The following is a 13589-nucleotide window of genomic DNA, read 5'->3' as shown; positions in this document are numbered from 1 at the left end:
GTCTCGACACGGTCATCCCCTATGTCCGCGAGCGCAAGCAGTTCGGCAAGCCGATCGGCAGCTTTCAACTGATGCAGGGCAAGATCGCCGACATGTATGTCCGGCTCAACAGTGCCCGCAGCTATGTCTATAATGTCAACAAATCCTGCGACGCCGGACAGACCACGCGCTTCGATGCAGCGGGTGCGGTGATGCTGGCGAGCGAGAATAGCGTGCGGGTTGCCGAGGAATCGATCCAGGCGCTGGGCGGGGCAGGCTATACCACCGACTGGCCGGTCGAGCGCTACTGGCGGGACAGCAAGCTGCTCGACATCGGCGCGGGTACCAATGAAATCCGCCGGATGCTGATCGGACGGGAATTGATCGGGGCTGGCTAGACCCGAAGCTTCTCCCACGGTCCATCGATCGCGTAGGTATATCCCGGCTCCTGCACATTGACGAACATCGTCTGGCCGTCGGGCGAGAAGCATGCGCCGCAGAATTCGCTTTTGTCCTTGTGGGCGTTGCGGGCGAAGTCGTAGATTTTGCCGTCGGGGGTTAGGCCGCGCAGATATTGGTCGCCGCGTCCGTCCTCGCAGAGGATGATGTCGTTCCACGGCGCGACCACCAGATTGTCGCACATGTCGAGGGAATCGGCGCTGGTGGATTCGAAGAACAGCTGCAACGTGCCGCCTGCTTCTGCACCTTCGTCTGGCGTATAGCGCCAGATCTGGCCGACGCGTTCCGCTCCGCCTTCGGTGCAGGTGAAGTAGAAATCACCGGTCGCTCCATCCATGCGCACGGCATAATCCAGCCCTTCACCGCGCATGAACTGGGCGGCTCCGGCTGCATGGCCGCGATGGGCGAGATCGCCCTGTGGCGCTTCGACATCGTCGAGATCGATCCATTCAGCGACATGGTCATCGCCGACCTTATATTGCTGCGGTCCGCCGCCACCCCAGTCTTTCGGCCAGTTGGAGGTGATTGCGGATTTCTTGCCCTTGAGAGCAAGTGCCTGCAGGCGACCGCCTTTTTGCAATTGCCCGGGTACGGTCGGGATGAACCGGTAGAACAGGCCGTGGCGCGCATCTTCGGTCATGTAGACTATCCCGGTTTTCGGATCGACCGAGGCGGCTTCATGGGTGAAGCGTCCCAAGGCTTTCAGCGGTATAGCGTCAATCAGACCAGTTGCACTCGACGGGGTTTCAAAGACGAAGCCGTGATATTTGCCCGGACCTTCTTCCGGCGTGAGCATTTCCTCTTCGCAACTGAGCCAGCTGCCCCACGGGGTCGGTCCACCGGCGCAATTGGCCGCAGTACCGGTCAGCACCAGAAAATCTTTCTCCATCCGCTTGTTCTTCAGGTCATAGACCAGTTTGGTCACGCCGCCGAAAAAGGGTGAACCGTCTTTCTTGCGGTCGTAAAGCTGGCTGTCCGAAACGCGGTCCAGCAGTTCATTCTCCTTGCCGAACGGGCTGCCGAGAGGGACGCTGTTCCAATTCTCGTGATTGCGCATCAATATGCACTTGTCGGCACTATCGGGATCGGCGAAACAGGCCATGCCATCTGGCCGGCCGGGGCGGAAAAAGCCGTCGGACATCATCCCGCCGGTCTCGCTGACCAGCGTGTAAGAAAAGCCTTCGGGAAGGTCGAGACGTTTAGCCGGATCGGGGACAAGGGCAAAGGAGCGATTGGCGCTGTGCGCCCGCGCGCATCCTGCAATCGATACGGACGCATAGAATAAGCCGACGGTTTGGGCGGACCGGATAAAGTCTCTGCGGGATAGTGTCATCGGTCAATTTTCCTGTTATCGGTGTTTCAATAGTCCAGTTCGAATGCAGCCGCGATTTGCCAGCTAAAGAAGACAGAAATATGACTTACACCCTGATCACTGCCAATCGCAACTATTCCAGCTGGTCCCTACGCCCGTGGATGTTGATGAAGGCACTCGAGATCCCGTTCACCGACCAGATCATCTATTTCGAAGAGCAGAATTACGACCGCTTCCGGGAGTTCGCACCCAATGGCCAGGTGCCATGCCTGAAAGATGATAGCCGAACCATCTGGGATTCGCTGGCGATCATGGAATATCTCGCCGAACGCCATGAAGGTTGCTGGCCGGAGAATGAAGTCGCGAGGACATGGGCGCGTTGTGCGTCAGCCGAAATGCACGGCGGTTTCGGGCCGTTGCGCGATCTGTGCACGATGAATGTCGGGGTGCGTGCGAGCTTGCACAAGATCGACGCGCCCCTGCAACGCAACATCGACCGGATCGGCGAGCTGTTCACGCAAGGGCTGGATGAATTTGGCGGGCCGTGGCTAGCCGGTAAGGATTTCACCATCGTCGACGCGATGTTCGCGCCGGTCGCCTATCGGGTGCGGACTTATGGTCTCGATATCGGAGCGAAAGGTCAGGCGTGGGTGGATCATATCATCGCCCATCCGGCAATGCAGGACTGGGAGCGTCAGGCGCTCGCCGAAACGCAGCGCGAAATAGGGCATGAAGAGGAACTGCAAGTGGCTGCAACCGTAACGGCGGATTTCCGCGTCGCTGATTAGCGGCCCAAACTTGACGGCTTCGGACCAATAGTCCATTGCGCAGCCCGTTCATGTTGCGTTGCAGCATTATCATCTTCGGGCAAAGGGTATTCCATGGCGATTCACAGTGATTTTCGGCGCGACTGGCTGTCGAATCCCAGAACCGAATTCCTGGCCGGACTAGTGGTTGCACTCGCCCTGATCCCTGAGGCGATCGGATTTTCGATTATCGCAGGGGTCGATCCGCGGGTCGGTCTCTATGCCAGCTTCTCGATCGCTGTGATCATTTCGCTGATCGGCGGGCGTCCGGGTATGATCAGCGCGGCAACTGCTGCCGTCGCTGTGCTCGTGGTGCCGCTGGTCCGCGACCATGGGGTCGAATATCTTTTCGCCGCTACCATATTGATGGGCATATTTCAGGCGATAGCGGCCTTGTTGCGGCTCGACCTCTTGATGCGCTTCATCTCGCGGTCGGTGATCACCGGCTTCGTCAACGCGCTGGCGATATTGATTTTCATGGCCCAGGTCCCGCAACTGACCGGCGAAGCTATGTCATGGCAGACCTATGCAATGGTCGCTGTCGGCCTGCTGATCATCTACGGCCTGCCGAAAATCACCACTTTGGTGCCATCACCGTTGGCTGCGATCATCGTTCTTGCCGGCGTCAGCATGTATTTCAAGGCGGATGTATTCACGGTCGGCGACATGGGCGATCTGCCCGACAGCCTGCCTTGGTTCCACATACCGCAAATCCCGATCACCTGGGAAACCCTGCGCATTATCGCTCCTTATTCGCTGGCGATGGCCGCTGTCGGATTGCTCGAGTCCCTGCTCACCGCATCGATTGTCGATGACCTGACCGAAACCCGCAGCGACAAGAAGCGTGAAACGTACGGGCAGGGCATTGCCAATTTCGTCACCGGCTGGATCGGCGGCATGGGCGGCTGCGCGATGATCGGGCAATCGGTGATCAACATCAAATCCGGCGGCCGTCGCCGGCTCTCCACTTTTGTCGCCGGCGTCATGCTGCTGGTGCTGATAGTCGGGTTGGGCCAGTGGGTTGCGCAGATCCCAATGCCGGCACTGGTCGCGGTGATGATATTTGTTTCCATCAGCACCTTTCGCTGGAAAAGCTTTACCGAAATTACCCACCACCCCTGGCCATCCAATTTCGTCATGATCGCCACGGTCGTGATGGTGGTTGCGACCCATGATCTGTCGATCGGGGTGCTGACCGGCGTATTGCTATCCGGCATATTCTTTGCCTGGAAGGTTCGCCAGCTGGTGACGATTCAGGATTTTATCGAGATCACCACCCATCGTTATATATTCGCCGGCCAGATTTTCTTCGGCTCGGTCGATCTGATGTATGAAGCGATCGAGTTTAACGAAGATGGCATAGAAAAAGTCGTCATCGACGTACACGATGCGCATTTCTGGGACATCAGCGCGACCGGCATGCTCGACAAGATTGTCGATCGCCTGAAGAATGAAGGCAAGCAGGTCGAGCTGATCGGGCTCAACGAAGCCAGCGCGACGATCGTCGAGAAATATAGCGAGAATGATCGTCCGTTCGAGAGTCTGGGTGTTGTGGGTCATTAGACCCGCAGTCTGAATGTGCTCCGGCGCAGGCCGGCGTCCAGACGATTGTTCAGGATCATTCTGGATCCTGCCCTTCGGCAGGGAACGCAGCATTGCCGGTCAATTCTGGATCGCTGAATTGCATTCCGTTCGTCCTGAGCCTGTCGAAGCACGGTGAGTGCGTGCAATTTGTCCTTCGACAAGCTCAGGACGAACGGTATAGGTAACCGCAAAAGGAACCTACTATGATCAAACTGCACCATCTCGGATATTCCCGCTCGTCCCGCATCATCTGGTTGTGCGAGGAAGGCGGTATCGAATATGATATGGTCACCTATCACCGCGATCCCAAGACCCGGCGGTCCCCGCCCGAACTGGCGGACGCACACCGGTTGGCCAAAGCGCCGACGGTTGATGTCGATGGCGTGACCATGGTCGAATCCGGCGCGATTATCGAATATCTGATCGAACGGCACAGCGACGGCGCGCTTGGCGTTGCGGTCGATCATCCCGAACGGGCGAAATATCTCGAATGGCTGCATTTTGCCGAGGGCACGATGGGCATGAGCTTCATCATCACCGGTATTGCGCCGATGTTTGGCGGACTGCCCGATGTTCTGGGTGGTTTTCTCAACGCCGAAGTCGAAAAATTGATGGATCATCTCGAGGCTGAACTGGAAGGCAAGGACTTCATCGTCGCCGACAAATTCACCGGCGCGGATATCAATCTGCACTATATGCTGGAAGGGCGTTCGGCGCTGGGTCAGTTGGAAAGCCGCCCGAATTGCAAACGCTATTTTGAAGCATTGGTCGCACGGCCGGGCTATCAGAAGACGGTGGAGCTGGGCGGTCCGGTGTTGATGCCGCGGCCTAGCTAGGTCAATCGCGCCGGGACAGCTCGCCCAAAAGCAGCTCCCTGATCCGCAGCATGTTCAAAAAACAGAGACGGCTCGATCAGTTCCAGTTCCATCAGACGGAAATGTCCATCAGGGTCGCGCAACATATCGACGCGGGCATATAGCAAGGTTTCGGTGCCGAGAATCTGCTCCGCGGCTTGGCGCGCCTGCACCGCCAGATTTTGCGCGCCTGCGGGGCAATCTGTACCGCTTTCCGATCCGCCGAGAAATTCCTGTACGCGAAAGTCGCCTTTTGCCGGGCGTTTGAGGATGGCATGGCTGAACTGCCCGTCAAAATAGAAGAGCGAATATTCACCCTCCTGCGCAATCGACGGTTGGAACGGCTGGATCAGCATTGCTGTGCCCGCGATTTCTTCGGGCAACGGCTGGTCCTTCTCTAATCGGAACGTGCCGTCCGCTCCGCCGGAGATGGGTGGTTTGGTCACCAGTTGATCGGTTCCGAACCTTTGCGCAGCCTCGGCAATATCACTCGCGGTCAACGCTTCGCTGATCAGGGTTGGCACCACCGCTACGCCAGCCTTTTCCAGTTCGAGCAAATAGGATTTGTCGCTGTTCCAGCGCAGCACCGACACCGGGTTGGCGATTTCCGTCTTCTGCAGTTCCAGCTGATCGAGAAATGCAAACCAGCGCAGGCAATCCCGCTGATAACCCCAAACCAGCAATGGCAGGACCAGATCATATTCCGCCAGATCACCGCTATCGGTCCAGTGACGGAAGCTGATGTCCTCGCCTAGCAGCCGTTGATAGGTAGCGCGCGCGGGGCCGAGGTCCTCGAAATAATCCGGGGCAGCTGTCAGGATGCAGATTTTTGGCAAGTCTTTATCTTATCCGACTGCGTCGCGCACGACAGCGGTGCCGGCTTCGCGTTGTATTTTGAGCTCTGCCTTCAGCTTCGCCGGGTCGCGCGCGAAGACGAAACCGAAGCTGACGCCGCCTTCCTTGCCGATGGTTGCATGGTGGAGTTTGTGGGCTTGCACCAACCTTTTGGGATAACCGCGCTTGGGGACATATTTAAAGTAACGCTGATGCACCAGACCGTCGTGGATCAGCGTGTAGATGATGCCGTAAAACATGATGCCGAGTCCAATCCACGTGCCGGGTTCCCACGCCGCGCTACCCATGATCATCGGGCTGCCGATGGCGAACATCGAAATGCTCATCACCGCGCCGGCGATGCCGTAAAGGTCGTTCTTCTCCAGCTTTTTGTCATGCGGCTCGTGGTGATCGCGGTGCCACGCCCAGCCGAAACCGTGCATGATATATTTATGCGCTCCCCAGGCGATAAATTCCATCGCGACGACGGCAGCTAATATGGTGGCAAGGATCGTGAAAATGCTCATAGTGCGAAGATAATCCTTTCCGCGAGGCTTTTGAAGCAAATATTCTCATAGGTCATGCCAGCCAAGGCTGGAAACTGCTGCGGTTGTTCGCTACATCGCCTGAAACGGCATTCATCGCTTGGGTGACGCAATTTTGAAAGTATCTATGAACCAGCCAAAGACTCTGTACGAGAAAATCTGGGATGCCCATGTTGTCGACCAGCGCGACGATGGCACGGCGCTGATCTATATCGACCGGCATCTGGTGCATGAAGTGACCAGTCCGCAAGCCTTTGAGGGGCTGCGCAAGGCTGGCCGCAAGGTCCGGCGACCGGATCTGACGCTGGCGGTACCTGATCACAATCTGCCTACCACAGCGCGGCTCGACGCCAAGGGTCAGAAAATACCGATTGCCGATCCGCAAAGCGCAGCGCAGCTGGAGGCACTGGAGGCCAATGCGCCGGCCTTCGGAATCAAATATATCGGTGCCAGCGATATCAATCAGGGCATTGTCCACGTCATCGGACCAGAGCAGGGCTTTACCCTGCCGGGCACGACATTGGTCTGCGGCGACAGCCATACCGCTGCCCACGGCGCGTTGGGCGCGTTGGCCTTTGGTATCGGTACCAGCGAAGTCGAGCATGTGCTGGCGACGCAGACGCTGCAACTCACCCGTTCCAAGGCGATGGAAATTAGGGTCGACGGTCTGCTAGGTCCGGGCATCAGCCCGAAAGACCTGATTCTCCACATCATCGGCGTGATCGGTACGGCTGGCGGAACCGGTCATGTCATCGAATATCGCGGCGAAGTGTTCGAACAAATGTCGATTGAGGGCCGGTTGACGGTTTCCAACATGTCGATCGAGGGCGGTGCGCGGGCTGGGCTGATTGCGCCGGATGAAAAGACATTCGCCTATCTCAAAGACCGTCCGATGGCGCCCAAGGGGGGCGACTGGGACGCGGCGGTCGCTTATTGGAAGACCTTGCCGACCGACGAAGGGGCGAAATTTGACAAGAGCGTCACCATCAATGCCGCCGATATCGCTCCAACCGTGACCTGGGGCACCAGCCCCGAGGATGTTATCCCGGTGAACGGCGTCGTGCCGGCACCGGATAGCTTCGCCGATCCGTCAAAACAGGATGCCGCGCGCAAGTCGCTCGACTATATGGGGCTCGAAGCGGGGCAGGCGCTGCGCGATGTTTCGGTCGAGAATATCTTTATCGGCAGTTGCACCAACAGCCGGATCGAAGATCTGCGGGCCGCTGCTTCGATCCTGACCGGCCGCAAGAAAGCCGATAATGTCAAATGGGCGATCGTCGTGCCGGGGTCCGGGCTGGTCAAGGCCCAGGCCGAAGCCGAAGGGCTCGACCGGATATTTACGGATGCGGGATTTGAATGGCGCGAGCCGGGCTGTTCCGCCTGTCTTGGCATGAATCCGGACAAGGTGCCGGCAGGTGAGCGCTGTGCATCCACTTCCAATCGCAATTTTGTTGGACGGCAGGGACCAGGTGCTAGAACACATTTAATGTCACCCGCCATGGCCGCCGCTGCGGCGGTAACTGGCAAGCTCACTGACGTGCGTGAATTGACAAGATAAGAGGTTGAAATGAGCGACGATAACAAGAACGACAAACCGTCTGATAGTAAGCCGGTCAAGAAGCCGGCTTCCGCGACCGACGAGTCCGGAAAATGGTCTACCGGTGCCAAGGTCGGCGCGGCCATCGGTTCGGCTGCGGTTGCAGCAGCGCTAATGTATGCCGGGCGGCACCAGATGAAAAAACATGATGATTTCAAGCCGATTTCCGACAAGCCTCTGCCAAAATACGAAAATGAGCCGGATTATGATGACGGCGATGATGATGGTGAAGATTTCATCAACGACAGCGAAGACGAATAGAGATGAAACCTGTCAATCGCGTTGAAGGCCGCGCCATTCCCTTTGGTCAGAAAAATGTCGATACCGACGTCATTATCCCGGCGAAATGGCTTAAGACCATATCACGGGAAGGCCTGGGCGAAGGCGCTTTCGAAGCGATCCGCGCCGAGGAAGGCAATATTTTCGATGATCCGGAATATGCCGGTGCCAACATATTGATCGCCGGGGATAATTTCGGCTGCGGCTCGAGCCGCGAACACGCCGCATGGGCGCTGGCCGACTTGGGTATCACAGCGGTCATCGCGCCGAGCTTCTCCGATATTTTTTCCGGCAATGCGTTTAAAAACGGATTGCTCGCGATTGCGGTTCCGCAGGCAGCCATCGATCGTTTGATGGAGGTCGCCAAGACCGACCCGATCACCATCGACATGGAAAGCATGAGCGTGACTACGCCGTTCCAGGATCGCTTCTCATTCGAGATGGATCCGTTCCGGCATCAGTGTCTTGTCGAGGGTCTTGATGAAATAGACCTGACAATGGCAAAATCGGATGCCATAGAGCAGCACGAGAAAAACAGTGATTCTGCAAAGCCTTGGCTCAAGCCGGTGGCAGCATAATATCCACATAACATTTTTGGGAGAAATAGAATGAAGGCTTTGATGTCAACCAAAGTAGGCGGACCCGACACACTTGAGATGATGGACGTCCCCGATCCGGTTGCGGGCAAAGGACAAGTCGTAATCGACGTCAAAGCCTGCTCGATCAACTATCCCGATGTCCTGATCATCCAGGATATGTACCAGTTCAAACCACCACGGCCGTTCGCGCCGGGCGGAGAAGTCTCAGGCGTAATTGCTGCTGTGGGTGAAGGTGTCACCGATCTCAAAGTCGGTGACCGCGTTGCTTCTACCACCGGCCACGGTGGTCTCGTCGAGAAGGTTGCTGTCGACCAGAATGGCGTATTCAAAATTCCCGATAGTGTCAGCTTCGAAGATGCGTCGGCGTTGATCCTGACCTATGGCACGTCGATCCATGCTCTTGTCGATCGCGGTCATATCAAGGAAGGCGAAACCCTTCTGGTGCTCGGTGCCTCCGGCGGCGTCGGTATCGCTGCTGTTGAATTGGGCAAGGCTTTTGGTGCGCGCGTCGTTGCTGCAGTATCATCTGACGAAAAGGCTGCTTTTGCCAAAGCTGCAGGCGCCGATGAAACCGTGGTCTATGGCCGCGCACCGTTCGACAAGGATCAGTCCAAGGCCCTCGCAGCCCAGTTCAAGGCAGCCGTCGGTCCGGGCGGAGCTGATGTCATTTATGACGGGGTTGGCGGTGACTATAGCGAGCCTGCTGTACGTTCCATAGCGTGGGAAGGCCGCTTCCTGGTGGTCGGATTTCCGGCCGGCATCGCCAAATTGCCGCTCAATCTGACCTTGCTTAAATCTTGCGATGTTTGCGGCGTGTTCTGGGGCGCTTATGCGGCGCGCGATCCAAAGGGCAATCGGGCGCATATCGACCGGCTGTTCAGCCTGTGGGATCAGGGCCTGATCCAACCGCGCGTATCAGAGATATTTGCGTTTGAAAACGCCGGCCAAGCCATTCAGAAAATGGCAGATCGTGGCGCTATCGGTAAATTGGTGGTCAAAGTCGCCGACTGATTGGCCTGCCGCACTTGCAGGAAGCGCCGGTCATGCTTATTTTTATACCAACATAGATCAAGGGAAGTTCATGACAGATTTTAAAGATCGCGAAAGCGCGTTTGAATCGAAATTTGCGCGCGACGAGGAAATGCAGTTCAGAGTGACTGCGCGGCGCAACCGTCTGCTGGGCCAATGGGCTGCGGAAAAAATGGGGCTGACACCCGAAGAAACTGCTGCTTATGCGAAAGAGGTCGTTGCGGCTGATTTTGAAGAAGCGGGCGACGAAGATGTCATTCGCAAGCTGCTGGGTGACCTGACTTCTGCCGGCGTCGAGATCGACGATTCGGCTATCCGCACGGCCCTGACCGACAAGATGGTTGATGCCCGGCGTCAGTTTATCGAAGAGGCCAGCTAGGCAGATGCCCATGGCAAGCGCAGATATCGAGGCGATGATCTTGGCGGCCTACCCGGACGCATCGGTTGAAATCACCGATCTCGCCGGTGACGGCGATCATTATGCCGCAAAAGTCACATCTGCTTCATTCGCGGGGATGAACCGTGTTAAACAGCATCAGGCAGTTTACGCTGCGCTGAAGGGTAAAATGGGTGGTGAATTGCACGCGCTGCAACTCACCACGGCCATCCCCGACTAGGAGAATTTATATGAGCGACGTTAACGCAAAAATCGAAACCGTTGTGAAAAGCAATGACGTGGTGCTGTTCATGAAGGGCACGCCGCTCTTTCCGCAATGTGGTTTCTCTAGCCGCGCCATTGCCATATTGGAGCATTTGGGCGTCGGATTTGACTCGTTTGATGTGTTGCAGGACCCGGAAGTGCGCCAGGGGATAAAAGATTATTCCGACTGGCCAACGATTCCCCAGCTTTACGTCAAAGGCGAATTTGTCGGCGGCAGCGACATCATGATGGAAATGTATGAAGCGGGCGAGCTAGGCGAATTGATGGCCGAGAAAAAGGTCGCGCCAGCCGAGGCTTAAACTTCGGCGGTTTTAACCGCACGACAGACCAAGACAAAGAAAAACGGCTCGATCTAGGAGGATCGAGCCGTTTTGATTCTGGGTAGGGTTTGTAGAAACTGGGAATGAGAGGGGACCGCGGAGACCAGTACGCCGTCCCCCTCATTTCGTTCCTCCTGAAAGGAGGGTCTGTGTGAAAAGTCAGAGACACGTGATACGTTGCATTGCGCGTGCCAGTTTCCTGAATGCACTATATTACAATGACTTGGATGGTTAAACCGCTGTTAAGAACTTCCCGAGTGTAAAATAGTCCGACATTGGACGGCTTTTCGACAAACAATCGCCGACTATCCACCAACGACATCGCAAGCCGATTTGACTGTTTACATCTGTAATCAATGAAACTACACATGTAGTCACAAACGATATCCGATGGAGGCACCAATATCATGACCGAACGCATTAGCGATGCAGAACATGCGGTCATGGAAGTCCTTTGGAAGCGCGCTCCCCTGACCGCTACAGAAGTGGCGGATCAGGTGGTTCAACAAAAGGACTGGTCGCTTCAGACCGTCAAAACATTATTGTCCCGGCTGGCTGCAAAGGCGGTAGTCGGCACAGAGCGCGACGGTCGTCGTTTTCTCTATTCTCCGCTGGTGGAACGGGATGCCTATCTCACCGGCGTGTCACGGAATTTTGTGGACCGGCTTTTCGGGGGGAAAGTCATGCCATTGGTAGCCCATCTGGCCGAGGCCGATGAACTGAGCGCCGATGACATCCGCGAGATCGAGGAGCTTTTAAGGGAGTTGAAAAGATGAGCGGCGAATTGAACCAATGGATTTGGGATACCATGTTCTCGATGACCCTGTTGATGGTGCTGGTATTGATGATCCGCAAACCGGTCAGTCATTTCTTTGGAGCACGTATTGCGTATCTGTTGTGGATCGTTCCGCTTGCGCGCCTCTTCATGCCCACGCTGACCCTTGAGGCGCCGGCCGAGGTCGCGCCCGCAGCCACTTTCATGCAGGCTGCCGCCGGTTCTGATCTTGCTGCTGCCGTGCCCGCACAGGCAACCACCTTCGGCGCGCTTGCGTCGCTCGACTGGATGATGATCGCAACTATCCTGTGGCTTGGCGGTGCCGGCCTGCTTTTCATCAGCAAGCTCGCCTCCTATCTGCAATTTCGCGAAGATATCGTCGCAGATGGCCGGCTTATCGGTCGTCATGGCAACATCAAGATTCTCGAAACCGCCGCGGTTGGTGGTCCTCTGGCTTTCGGCGTATTCGAAAAATATATCGCGGTTCCGACCAATTTTTTCCGCGACTATGCTCCGCGCGAGCGCGAATTGGCCCTCGAGCACGAAATTGCCCATCATGAATCGGGTGACCTCGCCGCCAATTTTGTCGGTCTGACGATATTGTCTCTGCATTGGTTCAGCCCGGTTGCGTGGATCGCCTGGATCTCCTTTCGCCAGGATCAGGAAACAGCTTGCGATGCCCGGATACTGGCGCAGAGCGGCCGCGACGTTCGCGCAGTTTACGGACGAACCATCGCCAAATCCGCATCCGGTCACAGGCTCGGTCTCGCCAGTCCGCTGAACCAGAAGGACAAGATCAAGGGCCGGCTGAAAATGCTCGGCCAGTCCGAAAAATCCACTCTGCGCCGCCGACTGGGAGCCGGTCTGGTTGCCATCGGCACGGTCATCAGCTTGCCGCTTACGGCGACGATCACTTATGCCGAAGCCGTCGGTCCGGCCGACGCCTCCGTGCCACTCGCACCGAACGCGCCTGTTGCCCCCTCTGCGCCTGCCGCGCCCTTGGCGGCATTGGCTCCGCAGGAGCCTTGGGTGGCAGCTGCTCCATCTGCTCCCGCGGTCGATGATGATCCAGTCAATATCACGATGCTCAACGGGCGCAAAAATGCTGATCTGTCGAAAGATTATGTCTACAATATAAAACATAATGGCAGGACGGTAATTCTCCGCACCAACGAGCGTCTGAGCGACAAGGAAGTTCGCAAAATGGTCGCCGAAGCCGAAAAATCGCGGCTCGCGGCGGATCGGGCGCTGCAGGAAAGCGGAATGGATCGCGAGCATATTGACTCGACCATGCGCGAAGTTGAACGGGAACTGGCTCAGGCCAAACGGGAGATGAAGCAGGAGCTGCGGGAAGCGGATCAAGAGGTTCGCGAGGCGATGGAGGAAGCCCGTCAAGCCAAGCGCGAGGCTATGGCCGAGGCCAGAGAAGCGCAGCGAGAAGCCTGGCAAGCGCAGCGCGAGGCGGCAGAGGAAGCTGCGCCAGCAGCGCGCTTATCCTCGATATTCTACACGGTCCAAAAATCTATATCCAATGCCACTTCAAATTCCACATCCAGCGCCACATCCAGCTCGGGCCGGGTTAAACCGGGTTCTCGCAGCACCAAGGTCAAGGGGCCTGATTGCGTCGCGATGAACAGGCAGATCGCAATGGGTGGAGAAAACGGGCTTGCCAGCCAGGCCTGGGCCGTGGTTGCCGGTTGCGGCGGGTTTGAAGTCAAGATCGACAAAGCAGCAATCCTGAAGGAAACGTTGGTCGGACTGGAAAAAGGACGCGCCGAAGCGGAAAAATGCAAGGATGGCAAGGCCGATCGGGCCAAGAAGATCAAGGATATCGACCGGAGCATCGCAAAAGTGAAGGCACAGCTGTCGATGACCTGAGGTCGCCAGACCGGTTCCCAATGGAGGCATAAGGGCGGTTCGTTTTACGGATCGCCCTTTTTCATGGTTGTTTTATGG

General features: G+C 56.9%; 16 protein-coding genes. 13 read left to right on the top strand and 3 right to left on the bottom strand.

The features are described 5' to 3' along the window. A partial coding sequence (locus V7680_RS09830; RefSeq protein ID WP_335653117.1) for an acyl-CoA dehydrogenase family protein occupies nt 1–377 on the top strand: 377 nt, incomplete at its 5' end. Here the strand turns inward: V7680_RS09830 and V7680_RS09825 are convergent. Next, nucleotides 374–1771 carry an alkaline phosphatase PhoX gene (locus tag V7680_RS09825; protein ID WP_335653116.1) on the bottom strand — a complete coding sequence of 466 codons (1398 nt, stop codon included), beginning with the start codon at nt 1769–1771 and terminating at the stop codon, nt 374–376. The two genes, V7680_RS09830 and V7680_RS09825, sit on opposite strands and share 4 nt — an antisense overlap. A gap of 80 nt (nt 1772–1851) precedes the next feature. On the opposite strand from V7680_RS09825, the gene V7680_RS09820 reads away from it, so the two are divergent. The 3 genes from V7680_RS09820 to V7680_RS09810 all read left to right on the top strand — a co-directional run bounded on the left by V7680_RS09820 (nt 1852) and on the right by V7680_RS09810 (nt 4976). Continuing rightward, the gene (locus V7680_RS09820) at nt 1852–2538 is read left to right on the top strand and encodes a glutathione S-transferase family protein (RefSeq protein WP_335653115.1); all 687 of its coding nucleotides are present in this window, start codon (nt 1852–1854) and stop codon (nt 2536–2538) included. A 93-nt stretch (nt 2539–2631) separates the two neighbouring features. After that, nucleotides 2632–4119 (top strand): SulP family inorganic anion transporter, encoded by a 1488-nt coding sequence (locus tag V7680_RS09815; protein ID WP_335653114.1) that lies wholly within the window; start codon nt 2632–2634, stop codon nt 4117–4119. 224 nt (nt 4120–4343) lie between these two features. After that, the gene (locus tag V7680_RS09810; protein WP_335653113.1) at nt 4344–4976 is read left to right on the top strand and encodes a glutathione S-transferase family protein; all 633 of its coding nucleotides are present in this window, start codon (nt 4344–4346) and stop codon (nt 4974–4976) included. On the opposite strand, the gene V7680_RS09805 is transcribed toward V7680_RS09810, so the two are convergent. Then, nucleotides 4973–5830 (bottom strand): ATP-grasp domain-containing protein, encoded by an 858-nt coding sequence (locus V7680_RS09805; RefSeq protein ID WP_335653112.1) that lies wholly within the window; start codon nt 5828–5830, stop codon nt 4973–4975. The two genes, V7680_RS09810 and V7680_RS09805, sit on opposite strands and share 4 nt — an antisense overlap. A gap of 9 nt (nt 5831–5839) precedes the next feature. Then, nucleotides 5840–6355 (bottom strand): sterol desaturase family protein, encoded by a 516-nt coding sequence (locus V7680_RS09800; protein ID WP_335653111.1) that lies wholly within the window; start codon nt 6353–6355, stop codon nt 5840–5842. Nucleotides 6356–6500: 145 nt separating this feature from the next. On the opposite strand from V7680_RS09800, the gene leuC reads away from it, so the two are divergent. The 9 genes from leuC (at nt 6501) to V7680_RS09755 (ending at nt 13511) form a co-directional block, all read left to right on the top strand. Continuing rightward, on the top strand, nt 6501–7931 hold the full coding sequence (leuC, locus tag V7680_RS09795) for a 3-isopropylmalate dehydratase large subunit (protein WP_335653110.1): 1431 nt from the start codon (nt 6501–6503) through the stop codon (nt 7929–7931). Nucleotides 7932–7940: 9 nt separating this feature from the next. Then, nucleotides 7941–8231 carry a hypothetical protein gene (locus tag V7680_RS09790; protein WP_335653109.1) on the top strand — a complete coding sequence of 97 codons (291 nt, stop codon included), beginning with the start codon at nt 7941–7943 and terminating at the stop codon, nt 8229–8231. A 2-nt stretch (nt 8232–8233) separates the two neighbouring features. Next, nucleotides 8234–8827 (top strand): 3-isopropylmalate dehydratase small subunit, encoded by a 594-nt coding sequence (gene leuD, locus V7680_RS09785; protein WP_335653108.1) that lies wholly within the window; start codon nt 8234–8236, stop codon nt 8825–8827. 30 nt (nt 8828–8857) lie between these two features. Then, nucleotides 8858–9859, top strand: a complete 1002-nt coding sequence (locus tag V7680_RS09780; protein ID WP_335653107.1) for an NADPH:quinone oxidoreductase family protein — start codon at nt 8858–8860, stop codon at nt 9857–9859. Nucleotides 9860–9929: 70 nt separating this feature from the next. After that, nucleotides 9930–10256 (top strand): DUF1476 domain-containing protein, encoded by a 327-nt coding sequence (locus V7680_RS09775; protein WP_335653106.1) that lies wholly within the window; start codon nt 9930–9932, stop codon nt 10254–10256. 4 nt (nt 10257–10260) lie between these two features. Further along, nucleotides 10261–10494: a BolA family transcriptional regulator gene (locus tag V7680_RS09770; RefSeq protein WP_335653105.1), complete on the top strand. Its 234-nt coding sequence runs from the start codon at nt 10261–10263 to the stop codon at nt 10492–10494. A 10-nt stretch (nt 10495–10504) separates the two neighbouring features. Then, nucleotides 10505–10837 (top strand): Grx4 family monothiol glutaredoxin, encoded by a 333-nt coding sequence (gene grxD, locus V7680_RS09765; protein WP_335653104.1) that lies wholly within the window; start codon nt 10505–10507, stop codon nt 10835–10837. Nucleotides 10838–11265: 428 nt separating this feature from the next. After that, nucleotides 11266–11634 (top strand): BlaI/MecI/CopY family transcriptional regulator, encoded by a 369-nt coding sequence (locus V7680_RS09760; RefSeq protein WP_335653103.1) that lies wholly within the window; start codon nt 11266–11268, stop codon nt 11632–11634. Beyond that, nucleotides 11631–13511, top strand: coding sequence for a M56 family metallopeptidase (locus V7680_RS09755; RefSeq protein ID WP_335653102.1), 1881 nt, complete (start codon nt 11631–11633; stop codon nt 13509–13511). Before V7680_RS09760 ends, V7680_RS09755 begins: the two co-directional genes overlap by 4 nt. The last annotated feature ends 78 nt before the right edge of the window (nt 13512–13589 follow it).

The organism is Parasphingorhabdus sp. (assembly GCF_036963705.1).
Taxonomy (GTDB): Bacteria; Pseudomonadota; Alphaproteobacteria; order Sphingomonadales; family Sphingomonadaceae; genus Parasphingorhabdus.
Note: the sequence above shows the minus strand (reverse complement) of the source record. Positions and strands in the feature narration are given on the sequence as shown.

Bases quoted from the DNA above. Each gene is read 5' to 3' on its own strand.
- V7680_RS09825 (WP_335653116.1), bottom strand. From the start codon at position 1,771: ATGACACTATCCCGCAGAGACTTTATCCGGTCCGCCCAAACCGTCGGC.
- V7680_RS09820 (WP_335653115.1), top strand. From the start codon at position 1,852: ATGACTTACACCCTGATCACTGCCAATCGCAACTATTCCAGCTGGTCC.
- V7680_RS09815 (WP_335653114.1), top strand. From the start codon at position 2,632: ATGGCGATTCACAGTGATTTTCGGCGCGACTGGCTGTCGAATCCCAGA.
- V7680_RS09810 (WP_335653113.1), top strand. From the start codon at position 4,344: ATGATCAAACTGCACCATCTCGGATATTCCCGCTCGTCCCGCATCATC.
- V7680_RS09800 (WP_335653111.1), bottom strand. From the start codon at position 6,355: ATGAGCATTTTCACGATCCTTGCCACCATATTAGCTGCCGTCGTCGCG.
- leuC (WP_335653110.1), top strand. From the start codon at position 6,501: ATGAACCAGCCAAAGACTCTGTACGAGAAAATCTGGGATGCCCATGTT.
- V7680_RS09790 (WP_335653109.1), top strand. From the start codon at position 7,941: ATGAGCGACGATAACAAGAACGACAAACCGTCTGATAGTAAGCCGGTC.
- leuD (WP_335653108.1), top strand. From the start codon at position 8,234: ATGAAACCTGTCAATCGCGTTGAAGGCCGCGCCATTCCCTTTGGTCAG.
- V7680_RS09780 (WP_335653107.1), top strand. From the start codon at position 8,858: ATGAAGGCTTTGATGTCAACCAAAGTAGGCGGACCCGACACACTTGAG.
- V7680_RS09775 (WP_335653106.1), top strand. From the start codon at position 9,930: ATGACAGATTTTAAAGATCGCGAAAGCGCGTTTGAATCGAAATTTGCG.
- V7680_RS09770 (WP_335653105.1), top strand. From the start codon at position 10,261: ATGCCCATGGCAAGCGCAGATATCGAGGCGATGATCTTGGCGGCCTAC.
- grxD (WP_335653104.1), top strand. From the start codon at position 10,505: ATGAGCGACGTTAACGCAAAAATCGAAACCGTTGTGAAAAGCAATGAC.
- V7680_RS09760 (WP_335653103.1), top strand. From the start codon at position 11,266: ATGACCGAACGCATTAGCGATGCAGAACATGCGGTCATGGAAGTCCTT.
- V7680_RS09755 (WP_335653102.1), top strand. From the start codon at position 11,631: ATGAGCGGCGAATTGAACCAATGGATTTGGGATACCATGTTCTCGATG.